This window comes from Streptomyces sp. NBC_00631 (genome assembly GCF_045206895.1).
Classification (GTDB): domain Bacteria; phylum Actinomycetota; class Actinomycetes; order Streptomycetales; family Streptomycetaceae; genus Streptomyces.
The window spans coordinates 5,790,033-5,808,375 of the sequence record NZ_CP107734.1; the positions used below are offsets into that span (position 1 = coordinate 5,790,033).

Consider the following 18,343-nt stretch of genomic DNA (forward strand, 5'->3'; position numbering starts at 1 on the left):
TGACTCAGCCGGCGGTGGGGGTGGCGCCCGGCGTCACGTTCACTCCGCTGGTCTGGCTGCTCGCACCGCCGCCGACACCGGCACCGCTGCCCGTGAAGCCGCTCTCGCCCGGCAGTGCGGGCGGGCTGGTCGTGCTGTTGACCGGCGGGGTGAGGACGACCTCGGGCTGGCCCGCGGCCGGGGGCGGCGGGGTCAGGTCGGTGGCGGGCAGCTTCGGCGCGGTCGTCTCCTGGAAGAGGACCGAGGGGAAGTCGACCAGGCCGGTCTGCTCCATCACCGTGATGTGGTCGAGGACCGTGGCGTTGGCCTGGTCGGCCAGGATCCGCACCAGGGTGTTCTCGGTCGTCGAGCGGATCTTCGCGATCGTGTTGAAGATCGAACCGTGCGTCACGCGCAGGATGTTGGCGAAGTCGGTGTCGAACTTCTTGCCGGTGTCCGCGCTCAGGGTGTTGACGAAGCCCTGCTGCTGGGGGGAGGCCAGGTTCGGGATGGTGATGTTGAGCATGGGCGCGATCTTGCGGACGGTGCTGTCCAGCGCCGCGTGGCCGTCGACCAGGTGCTTGCTCGCCGTGATGACCGCCTGGGACTGGCCCTTCTTCAGGCCGAGCTGGCCCACGGGGTACTCCCAGAGTCCGGCCGCGCGCACCTTCACCACGAAGTCCCGGTCGCCCTCGGTCAAGGGCCCCCACTGGGTGTTGGCGATGACCCGTGTGGCCGAGCTGGAGGTGGTGTTCACACCCAGCATGCTCGGGTAGGCGAGCGCGGCGAGAGTGAAGCTCAGCGCACCGCCCACGAAGAGCGTTCCCGTCGCGTTCCGCGAAAAGCGCACCAGTGCCTCCTGACCGGTCGGGGGTCCCGCGCGAGGCGGGGTCGGTTCCCAGGGAAATACGGACGGGGAAGCGCCGGAAACCTTTTGATTTGGCAAAGAACTTGTGAGGGTCGGCCCTGTCCGGGGCGTCGCCTTCCCATGTCTTGGCCAGGAGAGGGTGATGATTTCCCCTGATGAGAGTGGTCATGACAAAGTCGGGGGCAGGCTTCGCCGCATGCCCCCACACTCATCCCCCCGAGTCCCCCGGCTGCCCAACGGAGCGGCCACGCGGGGCCCTGCCGCGCTTCCCGTCCTGCCCTACCGCAAGCCCACCAAGGGCCGCGACTACTGGGTGTTCGACGACGTCCTGCCGGACGTGGACGCCGTACGGGAGCGGTGCCTGGCCAAGGACGACTGGGTCCAGGGATACCCGTACACCTCGGAGACCTGGCCCGGCCTGCGCACCATGCCGGGCCTGGAACCCGCCGAACTGGCCGTCGTGGAAGAGCTGGTGAGGAAGGCGACCGGGGCCGGGAAGCTGTGGGTGCAGCAGGCGCCCGGCGGCGGCACCCTCAACCACAACTGCGTGCAGGTGGTCGGCGAGGGCGAGAGCGAGCCGCGCCCGCACACCGACTCGCGGGCGCTGTGCCGGTACGCGGCGGTGCTGTACCTCAACCCCGGGGTGGCCAAGGACTGCGGCACCGCGTTCTACCGCCAGTCGCTGCCCGGCGGCCGGCTCGGCGGCAACATCGTGCAGGCACCGCACAACAACCTCGTCGAGGCGCTCGGGACGCGGTTCGTCCCGGGCGACCACTTCGAGGAGGACGTCCGGGTCCCGCACAGGTACAACCGGCTGCTCCTCTACAACGCCAACCTGGTGCACAGCGCGACCGGTTACGCCGGCAGGACGCTGGAGGAGAAGCGGATGACGGCGGTGTTCTTCTGGATGGCGTGAGCGGACGCGTCTGTAACGACGCGTGTGACACGACCACGACGGGCCCGTGACGGCGATCCCCGAACTTCCCTTCCGGGGGCGGCATCGAAAGAGGTGTCCGGCAGAGAGCCGGGCAGATCGACCGCCACCGCTGGGGGACCCCATGTCGAAGCTTCGCACCCGTCGCACGAACGTCCGCCGTACCGCCGTCACCGTGACCGGAGCCGCCGCGCTGCTGGCCCTGCTGACCGCGTGCAACGGCACCGCGAGCGGCTCCCTCAGCGCCGACGGCGGTACGGCGGCCCCGGCCTCCGGCGACGTCACCACGGCCCCAGGCTCGACGGGCGGCTCGGGCGCCGGTTCCTCGGGCAGCGGCTCCTCCGGCACGGGGAGCAGCGGGACCACCTCGGGCTCGTCCACGTCCGGCTCCGCTTCCTCCGGCGGCTCCTCCGCTTCCGGCGGCAGCTCCTTTGGCGGTTCCTCCGCCACCGGCTCGGTGCCCGCCTGCCAGGCGTCCCAGCTCGGCTACTCCTGGGCCGACCCCGGCAGCGGCACCGGCCAGCAGAAGCACGCGGTCGTGGCGTTCACCAACAAGAGCGGCCACTCCTGCACGATGTACGGCTTCGCGGGCGTCGACCTCGTCAACAGCGGTCAGAAGTGGTCGCTCCAGCGCACGAACGCCACCCCGAAGCGGGTCACCCTGGCGAACGGCGCCTCCGCCAACTTCGCCATCACCTTCCTGGTGCCGGCGCAGGGCGACTCCGGCACGTTCACCCCGACCACGGTCGTCGTCACCGCGCCGAACCAGCGCACGTCGTTCGACCTGCCCTGGCACGGCGGTGCCGTGGTGCTCCAGGACGGCGCCACCCACCCGGGTACGTTCATCGGCCCGGTCGGCGAGTGACTTCGGCCCCCTTGGTTCAGCCCGCGTCGCGTACGCACCGGAAGCCGGTGTGGCCGGTGGAGCTGTCGGGGGTGTTGGCGGTGCGGGCGGCGACCCGGTAGCGGTTGCAGTAGGAGGCGTGGCAGAGGTGGGAGCCGCCCCGCATGACGCGGGCGGTGCCGTGACCCGTACCGCCGCCGGTACCGCTGTGCTCGGTCGTCCACCAGTCGGCGCACCACTCCCACACGTTGCCGGAGGTGTTGTGGAGGCCGTAGCCGTTGGGTGCGAAGGCGTCGACGGGCGCGGTCCCGCGGTATCCGTCGGCGGCGGTGTTCCGGGTCGGAAAGGTCCCGCGCCAGATGTTGCACCGGTACTCCCCGTCCGGGTCCAGCTCGTCACCCCACGGGAAGCGGGCCTGCTCCAGGCCGCCCCGGGCGGCGTACTCCCACTCCGCCTCGGTGGGCAGCCGCTTGCCGGCCCAGGAGGCGTAGGCGGCGGCGTCGTACCAGGAGACGTGGACGACGGGATGGTCGCCGAGTCCCTCCAGCCCGCTGCCCGGCCCGGCCGGCTGATGCCAGGTGGCCCCCGCGACCGCACACCACCACGGCGTCTCCGGAGGCCGCGGCGCGTCCCGGCGCAGTGCGGCGGGCAGGAACCCGGCGAAGACGTACGACCAGCCCAGCCGTTCGGCGTCGGTGACGTGACCGGTGGCGGCGACGAACGCGGCGTACTCGTCGTTGCGCACCGCGCAGGCGTCGACGAGGAACGGCGCCACGCGCACGGTCCGTACCGGCCCCTCCCCGTCCGCCGGGAAACCGTCTGCGTCCTCGGCGCCCATCAGGAACTCACCGCCGGGCAGCGCCACCATGCCGGTGCGCCCGGGGGCGGTGCCGTCGGCGACGGGCAGGGCCCGCACCGAATCGCCGGGGCCCGCGGGGGCGGAGGGTGCGCAGCAGGCGGAGGGCGGCGGCTGGGTGGGCTCCATGCCCGGAGTGTGCCGCAGCCGCCTGTGACACCGGCCAGGGGGGCGTCCCGGGACCCGGTCCCGGCGCCGTGCGGGCCGCACCGGCCCCACGGCGCGGCGCCGGGCGGCGCGTAGTCGTGGCACCGCACGCCACCGGCCAGCGATAATCGCCCCATGGCACCACCCTCGGCGGCCGCCGCGTGAACATCACTCACCTGCACCGCCGCCTGCTGCCCGATCTGCTGTCGGTCGGGGCCGGGTACCCCCTGGCGCTGACCGGTGACTACGCGGCCCAGGCGCACGGCCTGTTCGACCGCGCCGGCCGGACCGTGGACGCGGCCACGCAGAGTCCGGAGCCCCTGCGGACGATCGCCGGGACGATCGCGTCCGGCCTCCGGGAACGCGGCTGGCAGGTCGTCGCCCGCGAGACGGACCCCCTCTCCGCGCAGCTCGTCGTCACCGAAGCGGTCTCGGCGGAGGACGCCGAGGTCAACCTCCTCAAGGAGGCCCTCTGGCACCCGCCGGTCCGGACGGAACTCGGCCTGACCCTCGCCCTCGACGACGTGGTCGGCATGCGGGTCTGGGCCCTGGCCGACCGCGGTCTGCCCCGCGACCTCCTGGTCGTGCACGCCGCCGCGGACCGCTGGACCCTCCCCGACCTCGAAGACCTCGGCCGCCGGCACGCCCGCGACACCTTCGACCTCACCGACCTCCAGGCCCGCCTGACCGGCACGGAGTGGATCGACGACCGGGAGTTCGCCGTCTGCGGTCTGGACGACGAGGCCATCACCGCGCTGCGCCGGTGGGCCCTGTCCTGGGCCGACGACATCGCGGAACGCCTGATGGAGGCCCAGCCGCCACAGGACTGACCTCTGGCGGGGCGGTGCCGGGGAGGGGGCCGCGTGGGTGGGGGGTGGCACGCTTTCGTCGCGTGCCCGTGGGGGGGGGGCCGATGCGGCGGATCACAGCGGCCGCGAGTGTCGCGCCGGGGCGCCCGGCGGCTCGGACACCGTGGTCGGGAACCGGACGGCGGGAAGGCCTTCCGCGGCCTGCGGTGGCGGGCGCCCCGAGGGGGAAACCGGCAGATCGCGGATGACCGCTGTCGTCGCCCGGCACCCGGATTCACCCGGTCGTGCGAGACACCGAAGTGGCTGGATCACTGCGTTCCGTGGCCACGTGTTGCGCAAAGTAATGCTTCCAGGCCGCGGCGGGTGACATCATCTCCGGTACTCGCTGCAGCCGACTCACCTTGGGGTCTGCCGTGAGAGGGCTGGGCGCACACGCCGAGGGGGAGCCCGGCTCGCCTTCTGCTCGCCTGCGACGGTCCTTCCTGACCATGCACGACTTGGGGCCGTTCATGACTTGGTACCACCACGGCTGGCTCGCCGGTTACGCGTTACCGGCCATGCTGAGCGCCGGCCTGGCGTGGATCGGCCTGGTCCGCCATTCCGTCGGCAAGGGCTGGCTGCTGGGCAGCTGGAGATCGGCCGGCCTCACCCTTCTGGTGCTCGCCCTGACGGGTGCGGTCGGGATCGCCGCCGGCCTGGCACTTCCCCACCTGGCCGAGCTGCCGCCGGTGGCCGCGGGCCTGGCGACGGGTGTCACCGCCATGCCCCGCAAGAGGCAGGGCGAGACGAGCCAGCCCTACGTCAGGTTCATGACGCTGGGCATCGCCTGGTTCAGGGAACGGCTCGAATACCGCATGTGGCTCGACGCCCACAGCTGGACCGCCGAGTTCCTGGACGGTTTCGAGAAGTCGACACAGCTACGCGTCTTCGTGCACGACCTCAGGAACTACCTCGCGGACCGGCATCCCACCCTCGGCAAGACGATCACCAACCTGTTCGACGCGGCCGACAAGGCCATGATCCACGCGCTGGATGTGCAGACGAGGACCGATGAGGCCCGCCGTGACATCGACGGCTGGATGCGCGAGCCGACCGACGAGGAGGTCTACCAGTGCCGCAGTGCGTTCGGTGAAGCCGTCAACCGCTGCGGGGACCTGCTGCTCTGCGCCTATGTGCACGGCCGCCGCACGGAACAGACCGAGCTTGAGACACTGCGCACCAAGGCGCTGCCCAACGACGCCTTCCACAGTCCGGCGCTGCCCGCCCCACGGCGACGCTTCGGCCTGCACCGCGATCGCACCTAGCGGCGGCTGTCGGCACGCTCACCGATGTGAGGGGACGCCGCTCTTGCGCGGGGACAACGGCTCTGGGGTGCTCGCGGGCAGGGGCTGCGCGGAGTGCGGCCTGCGGGGAGAGAACTTGATCTCGACGTCGACTCCCAGCGCTTCCGCCGCGGCCGCCAACGTCCGTATCGTCAGGTTCGCATCACCCGACATGATCTGACTGACCCGGCCGGGGCTGACACCCATGGCCTTGGCGAGGTCGGCGCGTGACGTGCCGAGCCCTGCCAGCAGGCCGGCGAGAGAGGCCGACGCCTGCCGCGCCAATTGGGCTCCGGCTAACTCGACGTTGTTTTCGCCGCGGGCGAAGAAGCTCATGGAACGACCCCCAACTCATGCTGCGGCAGCGGATGTTGCCGCTGCTCCAAGAATGCCACCTTTAGGTCTAGCTAAACACTCGATTCCGCCGGCAACTCCGGCCGCGTGGGCCCGAGCCGTCCCGAAGAAACGTCTGTGACCTGCGGGTATGAGTTCTCCGGGCAACCGGTGTGCGGCTGCTTGGACGTCACTCCAACGGGGGTCAGGCCGGCTGCCACAGCTCGATGCGGTTGCCGTCGGGGTCGGTGACCCAGCCGAAGCGGCCGACGCCGGCCATCTCCTGAATCTCCTCGGCGACGTCCGCGCCCCTGGTCCGCAGTTGGGCGAGCATCGCGTCCAGGTCGCGGACGCGGAAGTCGAGCATGGTCTGCTGGGTGCGGGAGCCGAAGTAGTCGGTCCCGGACTCGAAGGCCGCGAACACCGTCGGCCCGGCCGCCGGCTGCCACAGGCCGTTGTCGTCGGCGTCCAGGCCCAGGCAGTCGCGGTACCACGCGCTCAGGGCCGCCGGGTCCGCGGACCGCAGGAAGTACCCGCCGATGCCAAGCACACGTTCCATGCCGCCATGGTGCCAGGGCGGAGCCGGCCTGGACGTGTGAAGTCGCGGGACGCGCGGTACGGACGTAGGGGCAAGCGTGTCGGGACAGCCGTCGGGAGTCGTCGTGAGCAGTGTTGCCATCGTGGGGGCCGGGCCCGGGCTGGGGGCCGCGGTCGCCCGGCGGTTCGGGCGGGAGGGGTACGGGGTCGCGCTCGTGGCGCGGGACGGGAAGCGGCTCGGGGCGCTGGCCGGGGAGCTCGCCGCGGAAGGGGTGCGCGCTCGCGGGTACTCCGCCGACGTCAGGGATCCGCTCGCCCTCGCGGGGGCGCTGGCGCGGGCCGCCGAGGAGCTCGGGACCGTCGAGGTCCTGCAGTACAGCCCCGTACCGCAGCGGGACTTCATGCGGCCCGTCCTTGAGACCACCCACGCGGACCTGCTCGGGCCGGTCGAGTTCTCGGTGTACGGGCCGGTCGCCGCCGTGCAGCAGGTGCTGCCGGGGATGCGGGAGCTGGGGCGGGGGACGATCCTGTTCGTCAACGGCGGTACGGCCGTCATCCCGCACCCCGACCGGGCCGGGACCTCCATCGCCTTCGCCGCCGAGAGTGCGTACGGGCATCTGCTGCACGACCGGCTCGCGGGGGAGGGCATCCACGTGGCGCAGCTGGTCATCCCGGGGGCCATCGTGGCCGGGCACGCCCGCAAGGATCCCGCCGTGCTCGCCGACACGCTGTGGGGGATGCACCGCGACCGGCACGGGTTCCGGCACTACGCCGACGACCTGGAGAGCTGAGCGGTCACGGCCGCCCCACCCGGGCTCCGATATGCGCAAAAGGGTCGATCTGCGCGAACATCATGTGTGGGACAAAATGGTGTTCGCCTGATTGCTCCCCGCAGGGAGCCAGGGTTGGCTAAGGGGGCCAGCGATGGCTGTGGAAATAACTCCTCTCCTCAAGCCCTCCAAGCTCAGAAGTCGTGGAGGCCTGCTCGGCGAGTGCCTGGCAGAGTTCCTGGGGACCTTCGTCCTCATTTCCTTCGGGTGCGGTGTCGTTGCGATGGCCGTCGCGGCGTTGCCCGGCTCCGGGCGCGCGGCGACGCCCACCACGATCTTCCTCGCCGCCGGTGACTGGCTCCTGATCACCTGGGGCTGGGCCATGGCCGTGACCTTCGGCATCTACGTGGCCGGCGGCGTCAGCGGCGCCCATCTGAACCCGGCGGTGACGCTGGCGTTCGCCGCGCGCCGCAGGTTCCCGTGGGTGAAGGTGGTGCCCTACTGGGTGTCCCAGGTGCTCGGCGCGCTCGCCGGCGCCGCCCTCGTCTACCTCGTCTACCACGACGCGATCAACGCGTTCGACGCCGCCTCGAAGCCGCCCAAGGTCGGCGGGCACACCGAGGCCACCTTCTCGATCTTCGCCACCTTCCCGGCGCCGTTCTTCCACGGCGGGACCTGGGGGCCGCTGATCGACCAGATCGTCGGTACGGCCTTCCTCGTCATGTTCGTCGTCGCGGTGATCGACCTGCGCAACACGGCCGTGGGGTCCAACCTCGGCCCGTTCGTCATCGGCCTCGCCGTCGCCGCCATCGGTATGTCCTACGGTGCGAACGCCGGCTACGCCATCAACCCCGCCCGCGACTTCGGACCGCGGCTGCTCACCTGGCTCGCCGGGTGGAAGAGCTACGCGTTCCCGGGGAACGGGGCGTGGTTCAGCGGGTACTGGTGGATCCCGATCGTCGGACCGCTGATCGGCGGCGTGATCGGGGTGCTGATCTACGACCTGTTCATCGGCGACATCCTGCACGCCCGGCTCAAGCTGGGCGAGTTGCCGGAGCCGGGCCGGACCCGCCCGACCACCGACGACTAGCGGCCGCCGCTGACACTGCGGCCGCCGCTACCGGCGGCCGCCGTGGCCGTCACGGCTTCTCGGTGCCCTGCTCGCCCAGGCGCCGCACCAGTCGCTGCGCCTGGGAGACCCCGGTGTCGATCTGCTCGGTGTACTTGCCGTCGGTCCGTTCGTCGACCAGGTCGCCCGCCTTCTCCAGCCCGGTGCCGATCGCGTCACCGTGCTCCTCGGCGATGTCCTTCGCCTTGTCCGCCAGGTTCCTGAGCCCGTCGATTCCCTCGAACATGCGGGAATCGTCCCCGGCGGCGGCCGGCGGCCACAAGACGGCGCCCGGGGCGTTCGGCGGGGCGTGCGAGGGGCGTCGTCGTTTTCCCGCGTTTCCGCGCGAACTCCGGACGCGAGGCATCCTGATCCTTGACTCGGCAGCCACACGACGCACACACCCCGGGAGACGACGTCATGAGCACCAGCCCCCTCCTGACCGGCCTGAGCGACAGGCTCCCCGAGCTGCGCGCGCTGTACGAGGATCTGCACGCGCATCCGGAGCTGTCCTTCGCGGAGGAGCGGACCGCGGGCGTCGTCGCGGGGCGGCTGCGGGAGCAGGGCTGGGAGGTCACCGAGGGGGTCGGCGGCACCGGGGTGGTCGGGGTGCTGGCCAACGGGGACGGGCCGGTCGTGCTGTTGCGGGCCGACATGGACGCGCTGCCGGTCCAGGAGGAGACCGGGCTGCCGTACGCCTCGAAGACCGACGGGGTGATGCACGCCTGCGGACACGACATTCATGTCGCCTGTCTGCTGGGGGCCACCGGGCAGCTGGCCGGCGCCCGGGACGGCTGGCACGGGACGGTGGTCGCGGTGTTCCAGCCGGCCGAGGAGGTGGGCGGGGCGCCGAAGATGCTCGCGGACGGGTTCGCCGAGCGGTTCCCGAGGCCTCAGGTGTGCCTGGCCCAGCATGTGGCGGCGGCGCCGGCCGGGCTGGTCGGGACCCGGGCGGGGGCGCTGATGGCGGGCGCCGACAGCATGCGGGTCACGCTGTTCGGGCGGGGCGGGCACGGGTCCACGCCGGAGGCGACCGTCGACCCCGTGGTGCTGGCCGCCGCCGTGGTGCTGCGGCTGCAGACGGTCGTCTCCCGGGAGGTCGCCGCGGGCCAGCAGGCCGTCGTCACGGTCGGCTCGATCCACGGCGGGACCAAGGAGAACATCATCCCGGACACCGTCGAACTGAAGATCAACGTACGGTCCACCACGGCGGCCGTCAGGGAGCGGGTGCTGGCCGCGGTCGAGCGGATCATACGGGCCGAGGCCGCCGCCTCCGCCGCGCCCAGGGAGCCGGAGATCGTCCCCATCGACTCCTTCCCGGTCACCCACAACGACCCCGCCGCGACCGAGGCCGTCCAGGCCGCGCTGGACGGGGAGTTCCCGGGTCTCACCTTCGAGTTGACCTCCCCGGTGCCCAACAGCGAGGACTTCGGGGCCTTCGGTACGGCGCTCGGGGTGCCCTCGGTCTTCTGGTTCGTCGGCGGCGCCGACCACAAGCTCTACGAGGGCGTCGACCTGGAGGCCCTGATCCGCGACGGCATCCCCCCGCAGATCCCCTCCAACCACTCCCCGCGCTTCGCCCCCGTCCCCGCGCCGACCCTCGAGACGGGCGTACGGGCGCTGCTCGCGGCGGCGGCCCACTGGCTCGCCCCCTGACGGGCCAGGCTCCGCGCGGCGCGCCCCGGGCGGCCGGTGGCGGCGGGCCTCGTCCGCTACGGACGGGCGGCGGGCTGGTCCAGGGCCGGGCGCAGATCCGTGCGGCGGCGGATGCCCAGCTTGCGGTAGGTGTGCGTGAGATGGGTCTCCACGGTGCGGCGGGCCAGATGGAGCAGGGCCGCGATCTCCACGTTCGTGCGGCCCTCGGCGGCGAGTTCGGCGATCCGCCGCTCGCTGCCGGTGAGCGACGCGGCGCCCGTCCGGCGTCGCGGGGAGCGGGCGCCCCCCTTCCGCAGGATCCCCTCGGTCAGCTCCGACAGCCGTACCGCGCCGAGCCGTTCGGCGTGCTCGGCGGCCTCCCGCAGGCAGTCGCGGGCGCGGGCCGCCTCACCGGCGGCGGTCAGTCGGCGGCCCAGCGCGATCAGGGCCAGCACCGGCTCGGTACCGGCCGGCCCGCCGTCCCGCAGCAGCCGTACCGCCTGCTCGGTGAGGTCCAGGCCGCGGCGGCCGCCGACCGCCGTACCGAGGACACGCAGCGCCCGGCCGACCGTGCGCGGGGTGTCCCAGACGCGGGCCAGCCGCAGCTCCTCCTCGGCCAGGGCGATGGCCTCCAGCGGGCGGTCCAGGGCCAGTCGGCACTCGGCGGCGGCCGTCCGCCAGGGGGTGACCACCGGGCTGATCACCTCACGGGCCGTCTGGCGACGGCCGCACTCCAGGAAGTCGTGCAGCGCGGCGGCCGGGTCACCGGCGGCGGCCCGCACCACGCCCCGCGCGTACAGGAACCGGTTCAGCTCCCAGGAGTCGGGTGCCTCCCGCAGGTCGATCCCGGCGACCAGGCCCGCGGCCTGCGCGGTGCGGCCGGTCTCCACGAGCGCGATCAGCGCGTGCGCGTGGGCGTTGGACGGCGCGACCACGTCGGGCACGTCGGCCAGGCGGGCGTAGTCGGCGCGGGCCGCCGCGATGTCCGTACGGCTGTTGAGCAGGGCCTGGTGCATGGGGTGCAGCAGATCGGGGCGCTGTCCGGCCAGGCCCCGGTCCACCAGCCGGTCCGCCTCGTCGAGTTCGTCGGCCCACTGGGCGACGGTGGCGGCCGTGCCCACGAGGAACGGCTCGGTGAGCGGGTCGGCGGGCTCGGCGAGCAGGCCGCGCAGCCGCCGCATGGCGTCCCGGGCCGAGGTGAGACCCGCGGAGGCCGCGTGCCGCACCAGCAGGGCCTGGCCGGCCGTACCGACCAGCTCCGGGGAGCGGTCGGCGGTCTCGGACAGCCGCCGGTAGACCTCCTGGCGCACCTCCTGGTCCTGGTCGGACAGGAGCACCGAGGCGGTGTGCAGGGTGCGGACCAGGTCGGGGTGGCCGTCCAGCTCGCCGTCCACGGAGCGCAGCAGCTCGACGGCCTTGCGGGTACGGCCCCGGCCGGTCAGCGCGGTGCCCAGGGCGACGGCCGCGCGCACCCGGTCCTGCGGGGCGGCCGGCAGCCGGACCGCCTCGGCGAGCCGCGGGATCGCGGCGGTCGAGCGGGGCGCCGCGTACTCCAGTGAGCCCAGCTCGGTCAGCAGCCGCTGCCGGCGGTCGTCGGAGAGGGGCTCCTCCAGGGCGCGGCGCAGATAGGCGACGGCGTCCTCGGCGCGGTCCTCGTACAGGGCGACGGCGGCCGCGTCCTGGAGCAGGGGCAGCGCCCAGGGGGCGTCCACCGGGCCGGTCGCGAGTAACTGGCGGGCCACGGCCTCGGCGGGGGCGTCCTGGTGCAGCATCGCCTCGGCGATCGCCCGGTGGGCGGTGCGGCGGCGGGCCGCGGGGACACCGGTGAGGATCGCGTCGCGCAGCAGGGGGTGCGGGAAGTGCGGGCGGCCGTCGGCGCCCAGGGTGAGCAGGCCGAGGTTGGTCATGGCGGTGAGCCAGCCGGCCACCCGGGTGGGGTCGGCGTCGGCGAGTTCGGCGAGGAGCGGGGTGATCTCGTTCTCCGGCAGGCCGGTGCCGGGATCCTCCTCCAGGACGGCGAGGGCACGGGCGACCTCGGTGGTGGCCGGTCCCGCACTGTCCAGCCACCACTGGACGGCGGCCGGGTAGGCGCCCGGGTAGAGGGCGGCGGTCGTCTCGGGCACGCTCGGGTGGCGGCTCTCGTCGAGGTCGTCGAGGAGGGCGCCCAGCAGCAGGGGGCTGCCGGCCGCGGCCTGGACACAGGCGTCGGTCCAGGACCGGGACGCGGTGGGGAACCTGGCGAGCACGCGGGCGGTGGCGGCCGGCGGGGCGAGGGGAGCGAGGGTGTGGGTGCGCACCAGCGCCGGCGGGAGGGTGTGGGCGAAGCCGGGGGCGGGCGGATCGAGGTCGTACTGGCTGCGTTCGCTGACGACGAGGAGGATCGGTAAGCGGTCTATGTGCCGGGCGGACTCCACGAGCCAGCGGCGCGAGGGGGCGTCGGCGAGGTGGACATCGTCCACGGCGACGAGCAGGGGCGAGTCCTCGGCGTAGGCGCGCAGTACCCGCCAGAGCCCCGCGGCGGTGGCCCGCTCGTCGCCGTCCACCGCGATGTCGGCGAACTCGGGTACCGGGCCCAGGATTTGCAGGACGGTCGCGAAGGAGATGGCGGTGTCGCCGGGTGAGCAGCGGGCGCGCAGGACCTTCAGGCCGAGGGTGACCGCCTGATCGGCGGCGGCCTCCAGGACGGTGGTGCGTCCGGTTCCGGTGGCGCCCCGCAGCAGCACGAGCCGACCGCCGCCGGTTCGCGTGCGCTCGGCTTCCTCGGCCAACAGGTGTGTGACGGCGGCGAGTTCAGGGGACGGACGGGTCATGCCTGGCTCCTCGCGGTGCGCTGGTGGGTTCGGGGGGTTAGAGCGGGCGGGGGTGGGAGAGGTTGTGAGGCGGTGGGGGTGCGGCGGTTTTTGTTGCGTGGGTGGCACATTTGGTGCGGGGTTGTGGATCTGGGGGTGCCTGGGGTTGTGGGTGCGCTGCGGATGCGTCGTGGCTGGTCGCGCAGTTCCCCGCGCCCCCGAGAAGGGCGGGCCCAGTGGACCCACCTTCTTGGGGGCGCGGGGAACTGCGCGAGCAACCCCCACCGGCCCGCAGCGCGCCCACAACCCCAGGCACACCCCCGGCGCCCGAACATCTCGTGGTCCTTCTCGTGGTGGTCCACGATTGTGCTTGCCCCTTCGGCCACAGCAGGCTGGTTACTCCCGTCCGTCACTGTTCCCTCAGGGGTGACGGGCACGTGGACATAGGGGAAGCGGTTGGTCAGCAACAGCTCATTCGCGTCGGGCGGCCGCACGCCCGTCGCGGTGTACGCACCCGACCCGATCTCCCGCGAGGGCGCGCTCAGCCAGTTGCGGCGCCACCCGGAGGTCGAGGTGCGGGACGAGTCCGAGACCGGCCCCGGCACGGTGGCGCTGCTCATCAGCGACAGCCTGGACGAACCGGAACTGACCCGGCTGCGCCGGGTGGTGCGCAGCGAGGGGGCGCGGGCCGTACTCGTGGTCGGGGCGCTGCGCGAGACCGAGTTGCTCGATGTGATCGAGTGCGGGGTCGGGGCCATCGTATGGCGCCACGAGGCCACCGAACTCCGGCTTGTACAGGCTGTGTTGGCGGCCGCCCGGGGCGACGGCGACCTGCCGGCCGACCTGCTCGGCCGGCTCATCAACCAGGTCGGCACCCTGCACCGCAGTGCGGCCGGCCGCCCGGGTGCCCCGGCCGCCGGGCTGTCCGCCCGCGAGGTGGACGTACTGCGGCTGGTCGCCGAGGGACTCGACACCGGTGAGATCGCCAGCAAGCTGTCCTACTCCGAGCGCACCGTCAAGAACGTGATGCACGGGCTGACGACCCGACTGCATCTGCGCAATCGGGCGCACGCCGTCGCCCATGCCCTCCGGGAAGGCTACATCTGACCGATCGGGCAGCGGGCACCGGTTCCGGGGCAGGCCGGTCTGCCCGGCCGTGCCTGCGGGGGCGGCCGGGGCGAAGGGCAGGATGGGTGTGAGTGCCGAGGGGTCCGCGCGGGGCCATGGGGTGGTGAGTACGGCGTGATCCACGAGGTGGACCAGGTGTTGCGGAGCCTGCTGACCGGCGGTGCGCTGGAGGGTTCCGGCATCGAGGTCTCCTTCGACGCCCCGACCCGTGACTGGGCGGCCCGCCGCAACGGGCCCGTGATCAACAGCTACCTGTACGACATCCGGGAGGACGTCAACCGGCGCCAGCGCGGGCACGTCGACATCCGGGACGAGCGGGACATCGTGGTCAAGCGCCGCCAGCCGCCCCGGTGGTTCCGGCTGTCGTACCTGGTGACGGCGTGGACCAAGCGGCCCGAGGACGAGCACCGCCTGATCAGCGCGGTGCTCGCGACCCTGATCCCGCGCGAGCTGATCCACCCGGCCGAACTCCCCGGCTCACTGGGCGCGTTGGGTCTGACGGTCCCCCTCTCGTGCGCCGGCATCCAGACCGAGGCCCGCTCCCTCGCCGAGATCTGGTCGGCGCTCGGCGGCGAGCTCAAGCCGTCCCTGGACGTCGTGATCACGGCGCCGTTCCCGGCCTACCCCGAGTACGACGCCGGTCCGCCGGTCACCGAGGGTGCCGCCGTGCGGGTACGCGACGGGCTGGACGACACCGCTCCGGTGCTGGAGGAGCGGGCCCACCGGCCCGGCCAGATCGCCGAGGCCGCGGCCGCCCGCAGGGGCCGGGCGTGACCCTGGACGTCTCCCTGGAGCCGGCCGCCCCGCTCCTCGTCCGGCTGTCCGCGCTGCGCGACCGGGTTGCCGCCCTCGTCGCCCACCGCTCGGCCGACGACCCGACGGCCACCGACCCGCTGCGCGGCCTCTACCTCTCCGAGGAAGCGGTACGGCACCTGCTGCGCCCGCCCTCGGAACCGGCCGAACTCCCCGCCCTGGACGACGACTTCACCGACCAGCTCGCCGCCCTCGCGACCCGGCTGCGCCTCACCCCGCTCGACACCGGCCTCCTCCTCATCGCCCTCGCCCCCGACCTCGACCGCACCTTCGAGCCGCTGTACGGCTACCTCAACGACGACGTCGGCCGCCGCCGCGCCACCGTCGGCCTCGCCCTCGACCTGTACGGCGCCCCCGCACACCTCGCGGCGGCCCGCGCCCGCTTCCACCCCACCGCCCCGCTCCCCGCGCTCGGCCTGCTCACCGTCGAGGAGCCCGAACGCCCCTTCCTCAGCCGCTCGTTGCGCGTCCCCGACCGGGTCCTGGCCCACCTCCTCGGCGACGACACGCCGGACCCGGCGCTGACCGGATGCCTGCGGGTGCCGTCGCACGACGGCGAACCCGCCGACGCGGAGTTCGTGCGCCGGCTGGCCGCGCGGATCGCGGCCGGCCCGCTCTTCGCCTTCCTGCGGGAGCGGCGGGAGGGCGAGGGCCTCGGCTGTGCCACGGCCGCGCTGCGGCTCGCGGGCCGGGCGGCGCTGCACTACACCGGGCCCGAGGAGCGGATCCCGGAACTGCTGCGGGAGGCCCGCCTGAGCGGCCGTGCGGTAGTCGTCGACAGCGATCAACCAGGCGCTCTCGTCGAGGCGTTGAGCATCGGCGTCGCCACCGCGGACGTCACCGTGCTGGTCACGACCGCCCGCCCGTACGACCCCCAGTGGTGCGACCACCGCGACCCGCTGGTGCTGGAGGTGCCCTCCCGGCGCGCCGCCGCCCTGGACGCCTGGGCGGCCGTCCTGCCCGGCGAGCCCGGCTTCGACCTCGCGGCCACCGTCGCCCCGTACCACCTCGGCGGCGAGCGCCTCACCCGGGCGGCCCGCGCCGCGCAGGCCCTCGCCGCCTTCGACGGCACCCCGCTCACCGCCGCTCATCTGCGGCTCGGCGCCCGCCTGCAGTCCGCCTCCGGCCTGGAGCAGCACGCCCGCCGGATCCGGCCCGCCGTCGACTGGCGGGACCTGGTGCTGCCCGAACGGCCGCTCACGGAACTGCGCGAACTGGCGCTGCGCGCCCGGCACCGCGACAGGGTGCTCGGCGACTGGCGGCTGAGCGCGGGCGGCGGCAGGGGACGCGGGGTGCTCGGCCTCTTCGCGGGCGAGTCCGGCACCGGCAAGACTCTCTCCGCGGAGGTCGTCGCCGCCGAACTGGGCCTGGACCTCTACGTCGTGCAGCTCTCCTCCGTGGTCGACAAGTACGTCGGCGAGACCGAGAAGAACCTCGAACGCATCTTCACCGAGGCCGACCGCACCGACGCCGTGCTGCTCTTCGACGAGGCCGACGCGGTCTTCGGCAGGCGCTCCGAGGTCAAGGACGCCCACGACCGGTACGCCAACCTGGAGTCGGCCTACCTCCTCCAGCGCCTGGAAGCCTTCGACGGCATCGCGCTGCTCACCACCAACCTGCGCGCCAACATCGACGAGGCCTTCACCCGCCGCCTCGACCTGGTGATCGACTTCCCGTTCCCGGACGAGGAGCAGCGGCTGGCCCTGTGGCGGCACGGCCTGGTGCACGTGCCGAGCGACGAGGGCCTCGAACTCCGCCCGTTGGCAGCGGAGTTCGAGCTCGCCGGCGGTTCCATCCGGAGCGCGGTGGTGACTGCGGCGTACCTCGCGGCAGGCCGGGGCGAATCCGTGGGCGCGGCGGACCTGCTCGAAGGGGCGCGGCGCGAGTACCGGAAGGCGGGGCGCCTGGTGCCGGGCACGTGGGGGTGAGCGCCGTCGGTTGTCTGCGGTGCCGTCGTGGCTGGTCGCGCCCGTGCGGCGGCAGCCGCAGATCACATACGGTCCCGCGCCCCTGGCGGGGCGGTCAGTCCCCGGACGGGTGGACGATCTGCCATTCCTGGTCGTCGGTGTTCGAGCAGTAGTACAGGGTCAGGTTGGTGTCGTTGCCTCCGGTGCTGAAGCCCGCCACGTCCAGGCAGAGGTTGTCGCTGGCGAAGTTGCGGATCCAGTAGGCGCCGCTGGGCTGCTTGTCGATCCACCACAGCTGGTTGTCGGCCTTCGTGCCGTCGCACTTGTACTCGGTGATCGGCGAGGACAGCTTGGCCGAACCGTAGTTGGGCAGGTCCATGCACAACTGGTCCTTGGCGTTGCGGATCTGGAAGAGCGCGGCCGAGCCGGGGCCGCCCTTCGCGTACCGCACCTCCAGGTTCCACAGCTGGTTGTCGTTGGTGGTCTCGTCGCAGGTGTACTCGCGCACCGGCCCGTTGCTGGTGCCGTTGCCGTAGCCCGGGACGTCCGCGCACTTCTTGGTGGTCGTGTTGCGGAGCAGGATGTTCGTCGCCGGGACGACCGGTTTCGCGGTCTTCTTCTTCGTGGCCTGCGGGGTCGGCTGGGACTGGCCGCCGCTTCCGCCCGCCTGGGTGTCGGACGAGCCGTCGCCGTCGTTCGCCGGCTGCTGCTCCACCGGGGTCGGGGAGGGTGCCGGCGCGGCCGCCAGGGGTGCGCTCACCGAGGGACTGGGCGCGATGCTGCTCACCCCGGCCTCCTGGACCTGTTCCTGGGCGAGGGTTCCGACCTTGGGTTTGTAGTTGAACCAGATCAGGGCGAAGGCGAGGGCGAGGGCCAGCAGGGTGCCGAAGAGGGTGGCGAGCCAGCGGGGCAGGAAGCCGCGCTGGACGTAGGTGCCGTCCACAGGCTGTGGATTGACGCCCGACCGCTGGACGGTGAGGGCGTACGGCCGCTGCTCCTTGGGCCCGAACCAGATGATCCGCCGGGGTTTGAGGGTGGCCTTGACGAAGGCGGCGCGGCCCGGCTCGATCTGGACGTTGCTGGGGTGCAGGTCGTAGACGAGCTGGTCGCCGTTGTCGCTGCCGCTGACGGAGGCGGTGAGCCTGGTGTTGCCGAGGTTGTCGATGGCGAGCTGGGGGCGGCCCCGGAAACGCCCCTTGACCGTCGGCGGCACGAGTTCGGCGCGGACCTCGGTGAAGGGCGTGATGGTGAGGTTGCCCTCGGGGACGGTGACCGCCTCGGGATGCTCGGTCGGCGTGATGCGAATGGCGTACGGGTTGGGACCGGCGGTCGCGTCGGGGGTGCGGGGCGGGGCGAAGGTCAGCTCGACCGTGCCGGTGGTGCCCGGGTAGAGCCGGAGCGTCTGGGGCTCGACGGTCGTCCAGGGCGCGATGGGGCCCACCGGTTCGAAGCGGTACTCGTCGACGACGTCACCGGTGTTGCGCAGCCGCAGGCGCACCCGGGTCGAGGCGCCCGGGTCGACCGTCGCGGAGGCGGGTTCGAGGGAGGTCCAGAGAGTCATGGG

The 18,343-nt window shown here is 73.0% G+C and carries 17 protein-coding genes; 10 read left to right on the top strand and 7 right to left on the bottom strand.

What is annotated here, in order from left to right:
• Positions 1-4: 4 nt before the first annotated feature.
• Positions 5-829, bottom strand: a complete 825-nt coding sequence (locus tag OHB00_RS26580; RefSeq protein ID WP_406438177.1) for a DUF4142 domain-containing protein — start codon at positions 827-829, stop codon at positions 5-7.
• Positions 830-1,043: 214 nt separating this feature from the next.
• On the opposite strand from OHB00_RS26580, the gene OHB00_RS26585 reads away from it, so the two are divergent.
• Both OHB00_RS26585 and OHB00_RS26590 read left to right on the top strand, forming a co-directional pair.
• Positions 1,044-1,763 carry a DUF6445 family protein gene (locus OHB00_RS26585; RefSeq protein ID WP_406438179.1) on the top strand — a complete coding sequence of 240 codons (720 nt, stop codon included), beginning with the start codon at positions 1,044-1,046 and terminating at the stop codon, positions 1,761-1,763.
• Between the two features lie 142 nt (positions 1,764-1,905).
• Positions 1,906-2,646, top strand: a complete 741-nt coding sequence (locus OHB00_RS26590) for a DUF4232 domain-containing protein (protein ID WP_406438181.1) — start codon at positions 1,906-1,908, stop codon at positions 2,644-2,646.
• A gap of 16 nt (positions 2,647-2,662) precedes the next feature.
• Here the strand turns inward: OHB00_RS26590 and OHB00_RS26595 are convergent, their stop codons facing one another.
• Positions 2,663-3,610, bottom strand: coding sequence for a formylglycine-generating enzyme family protein (locus OHB00_RS26595; RefSeq protein WP_406438183.1), 948 nt, complete (start codon positions 3,608-3,610; stop codon positions 2,663-2,665).
• A gap of 179 nt (positions 3,611-3,789) precedes the next feature.
• Between OHB00_RS26595 and OHB00_RS26600 the strand changes: the two genes are divergently transcribed.
• Both OHB00_RS26600 and OHB00_RS26605 read left to right on the top strand, forming a co-directional pair.
• The gene (locus OHB00_RS26600) at positions 3,790-4,458 is read left to right on the top strand and encodes a hypothetical protein (RefSeq protein ID WP_406438184.1); all 669 of its coding nucleotides are present in this window, start codon (positions 3,790-3,792) and stop codon (positions 4,456-4,458) included.
• A 488-nt stretch (positions 4,459-4,946) separates the two neighbouring features.
• Positions 4,947-5,741: a hypothetical protein gene (locus tag OHB00_RS26605; RefSeq protein ID WP_406438186.1), complete on the top strand. Its 795-nt coding sequence runs from the start codon at positions 4,947-4,949 to the stop codon at positions 5,739-5,741.
• Positions 5,742-5,759: 18 nt separating this feature from the next.
• On the opposite strand, the gene OHB00_RS26610 is transcribed toward OHB00_RS26605, so the two are convergent.
• Both OHB00_RS26610 and OHB00_RS26615 read right to left on the bottom strand, forming a co-directional pair.
• A complete protein-coding gene (locus OHB00_RS26610) occupies positions 5,760-6,095 on the bottom strand; it encodes a helix-turn-helix domain-containing protein (RefSeq protein ID WP_406438188.1) in 336 nt (111 codons plus the stop codon).
• A 202-nt stretch (positions 6,096-6,297) separates the two neighbouring features.
• The gene (locus tag OHB00_RS26615) at positions 6,298-6,651 is read right to left on the bottom strand and encodes a VOC family protein (RefSeq protein ID WP_406438190.1); all 354 of its coding nucleotides are present in this window, start codon (positions 6,649-6,651) and stop codon (positions 6,298-6,300) included.
• Between the two features lie 103 nt (positions 6,652-6,754).
• Between OHB00_RS26615 and OHB00_RS26620 the strand changes: the two genes are divergently transcribed.
• Positions 6,755-7,420: an SDR family NAD(P)-dependent oxidoreductase gene (locus tag OHB00_RS26620; RefSeq protein ID WP_406438192.1), complete on the top strand. Its 666-nt coding sequence runs from the start codon at positions 6,755-6,757 to the stop codon at positions 7,418-7,420.
• A gap of 133 nt (positions 7,421-7,553) precedes the next feature.
• A complete protein-coding gene (locus OHB00_RS26625) occupies positions 7,554-8,489 on the top strand; it encodes an MIP/aquaporin family protein (RefSeq protein WP_406438194.1) in 936 nt (311 codons plus the stop codon).
• Between the two features lie 49 nt (positions 8,490-8,538).
• Here OHB00_RS26625 and OHB00_RS26630 read toward each other — a convergent pair whose 3' ends face one another.
• Positions 8,539-8,754, bottom strand: a complete 216-nt coding sequence (locus OHB00_RS26630) for an antitoxin (protein WP_406438196.1) — start codon at positions 8,752-8,754, stop codon at positions 8,539-8,541.
• 173 nt (positions 8,755-8,927) lie between these two features.
• On the opposite strand from OHB00_RS26630, the gene OHB00_RS26635 reads away from it, so the two are divergent.
• Positions 8,928-10,163, top strand: coding sequence for an amidohydrolase (locus tag OHB00_RS26635; RefSeq protein WP_406438197.1), 1,236 nt, complete (start codon positions 8,928-8,930; stop codon positions 10,161-10,163).
• Between the two features lie 56 nt (positions 10,164-10,219).
• On the opposite strand, the gene OHB00_RS26640 is transcribed toward OHB00_RS26635, so the two are convergent.
• The gene (locus OHB00_RS26640) at positions 10,220-12,952 is read right to left on the bottom strand and encodes a LuxR C-terminal-related transcriptional regulator (RefSeq protein ID WP_406438199.1); all 2,733 of its coding nucleotides are present in this window, start codon (positions 12,950-12,952) and stop codon (positions 10,220-10,222) included.
• Positions 12,953-13,387: 435 nt separating this feature from the next.
• Here OHB00_RS26640 and OHB00_RS26645 point away from each other — a divergent pair, with 435 nt between their 5' ends.
• The 3 genes from OHB00_RS26645 to OHB00_RS26655 all read left to right on the top strand — a co-directional run bounded on the left by OHB00_RS26645 (position 13,388) and on the right by OHB00_RS26655 (position 16,800).
• Positions 13,388-14,038, top strand: coding sequence for a LuxR C-terminal-related transcriptional regulator (locus OHB00_RS26645; RefSeq protein WP_406438201.1), 651 nt, complete (start codon positions 13,388-13,390; stop codon positions 14,036-14,038).
• Positions 14,039-14,173: 135 nt separating this feature from the next.
• Positions 14,174-14,833, top strand: a complete 660-nt coding sequence (locus tag OHB00_RS26650; protein ID WP_406438203.1) for a DUF4255 domain-containing protein — start codon at positions 14,174-14,176, stop codon at positions 14,831-14,833.
• Positions 14,830-16,800: an ATP-binding protein gene (locus tag OHB00_RS26655; RefSeq protein WP_406438205.1), complete on the top strand. Its 1,971-nt coding sequence runs from the start codon at positions 14,830-14,832 to the stop codon at positions 16,798-16,800. The genes OHB00_RS26650 and OHB00_RS26655 overlap by 4 nt, the downstream gene beginning before the upstream one ends.
• 94 nt (positions 16,801-16,894) lie before the next feature.
• On the opposite strand, the gene OHB00_RS26660 is transcribed toward OHB00_RS26655, so the two are convergent.
• The gene (locus OHB00_RS26660) at positions 16,895-18,340 is read right to left on the bottom strand and encodes an RICIN domain-containing protein (RefSeq protein ID WP_406438207.1); all 1,446 of its coding nucleotides are present in this window, start codon (positions 18,338-18,340) and stop codon (positions 16,895-16,897) included.
• Positions 18,341-18,343: the final 3 nt, after the last annotated feature.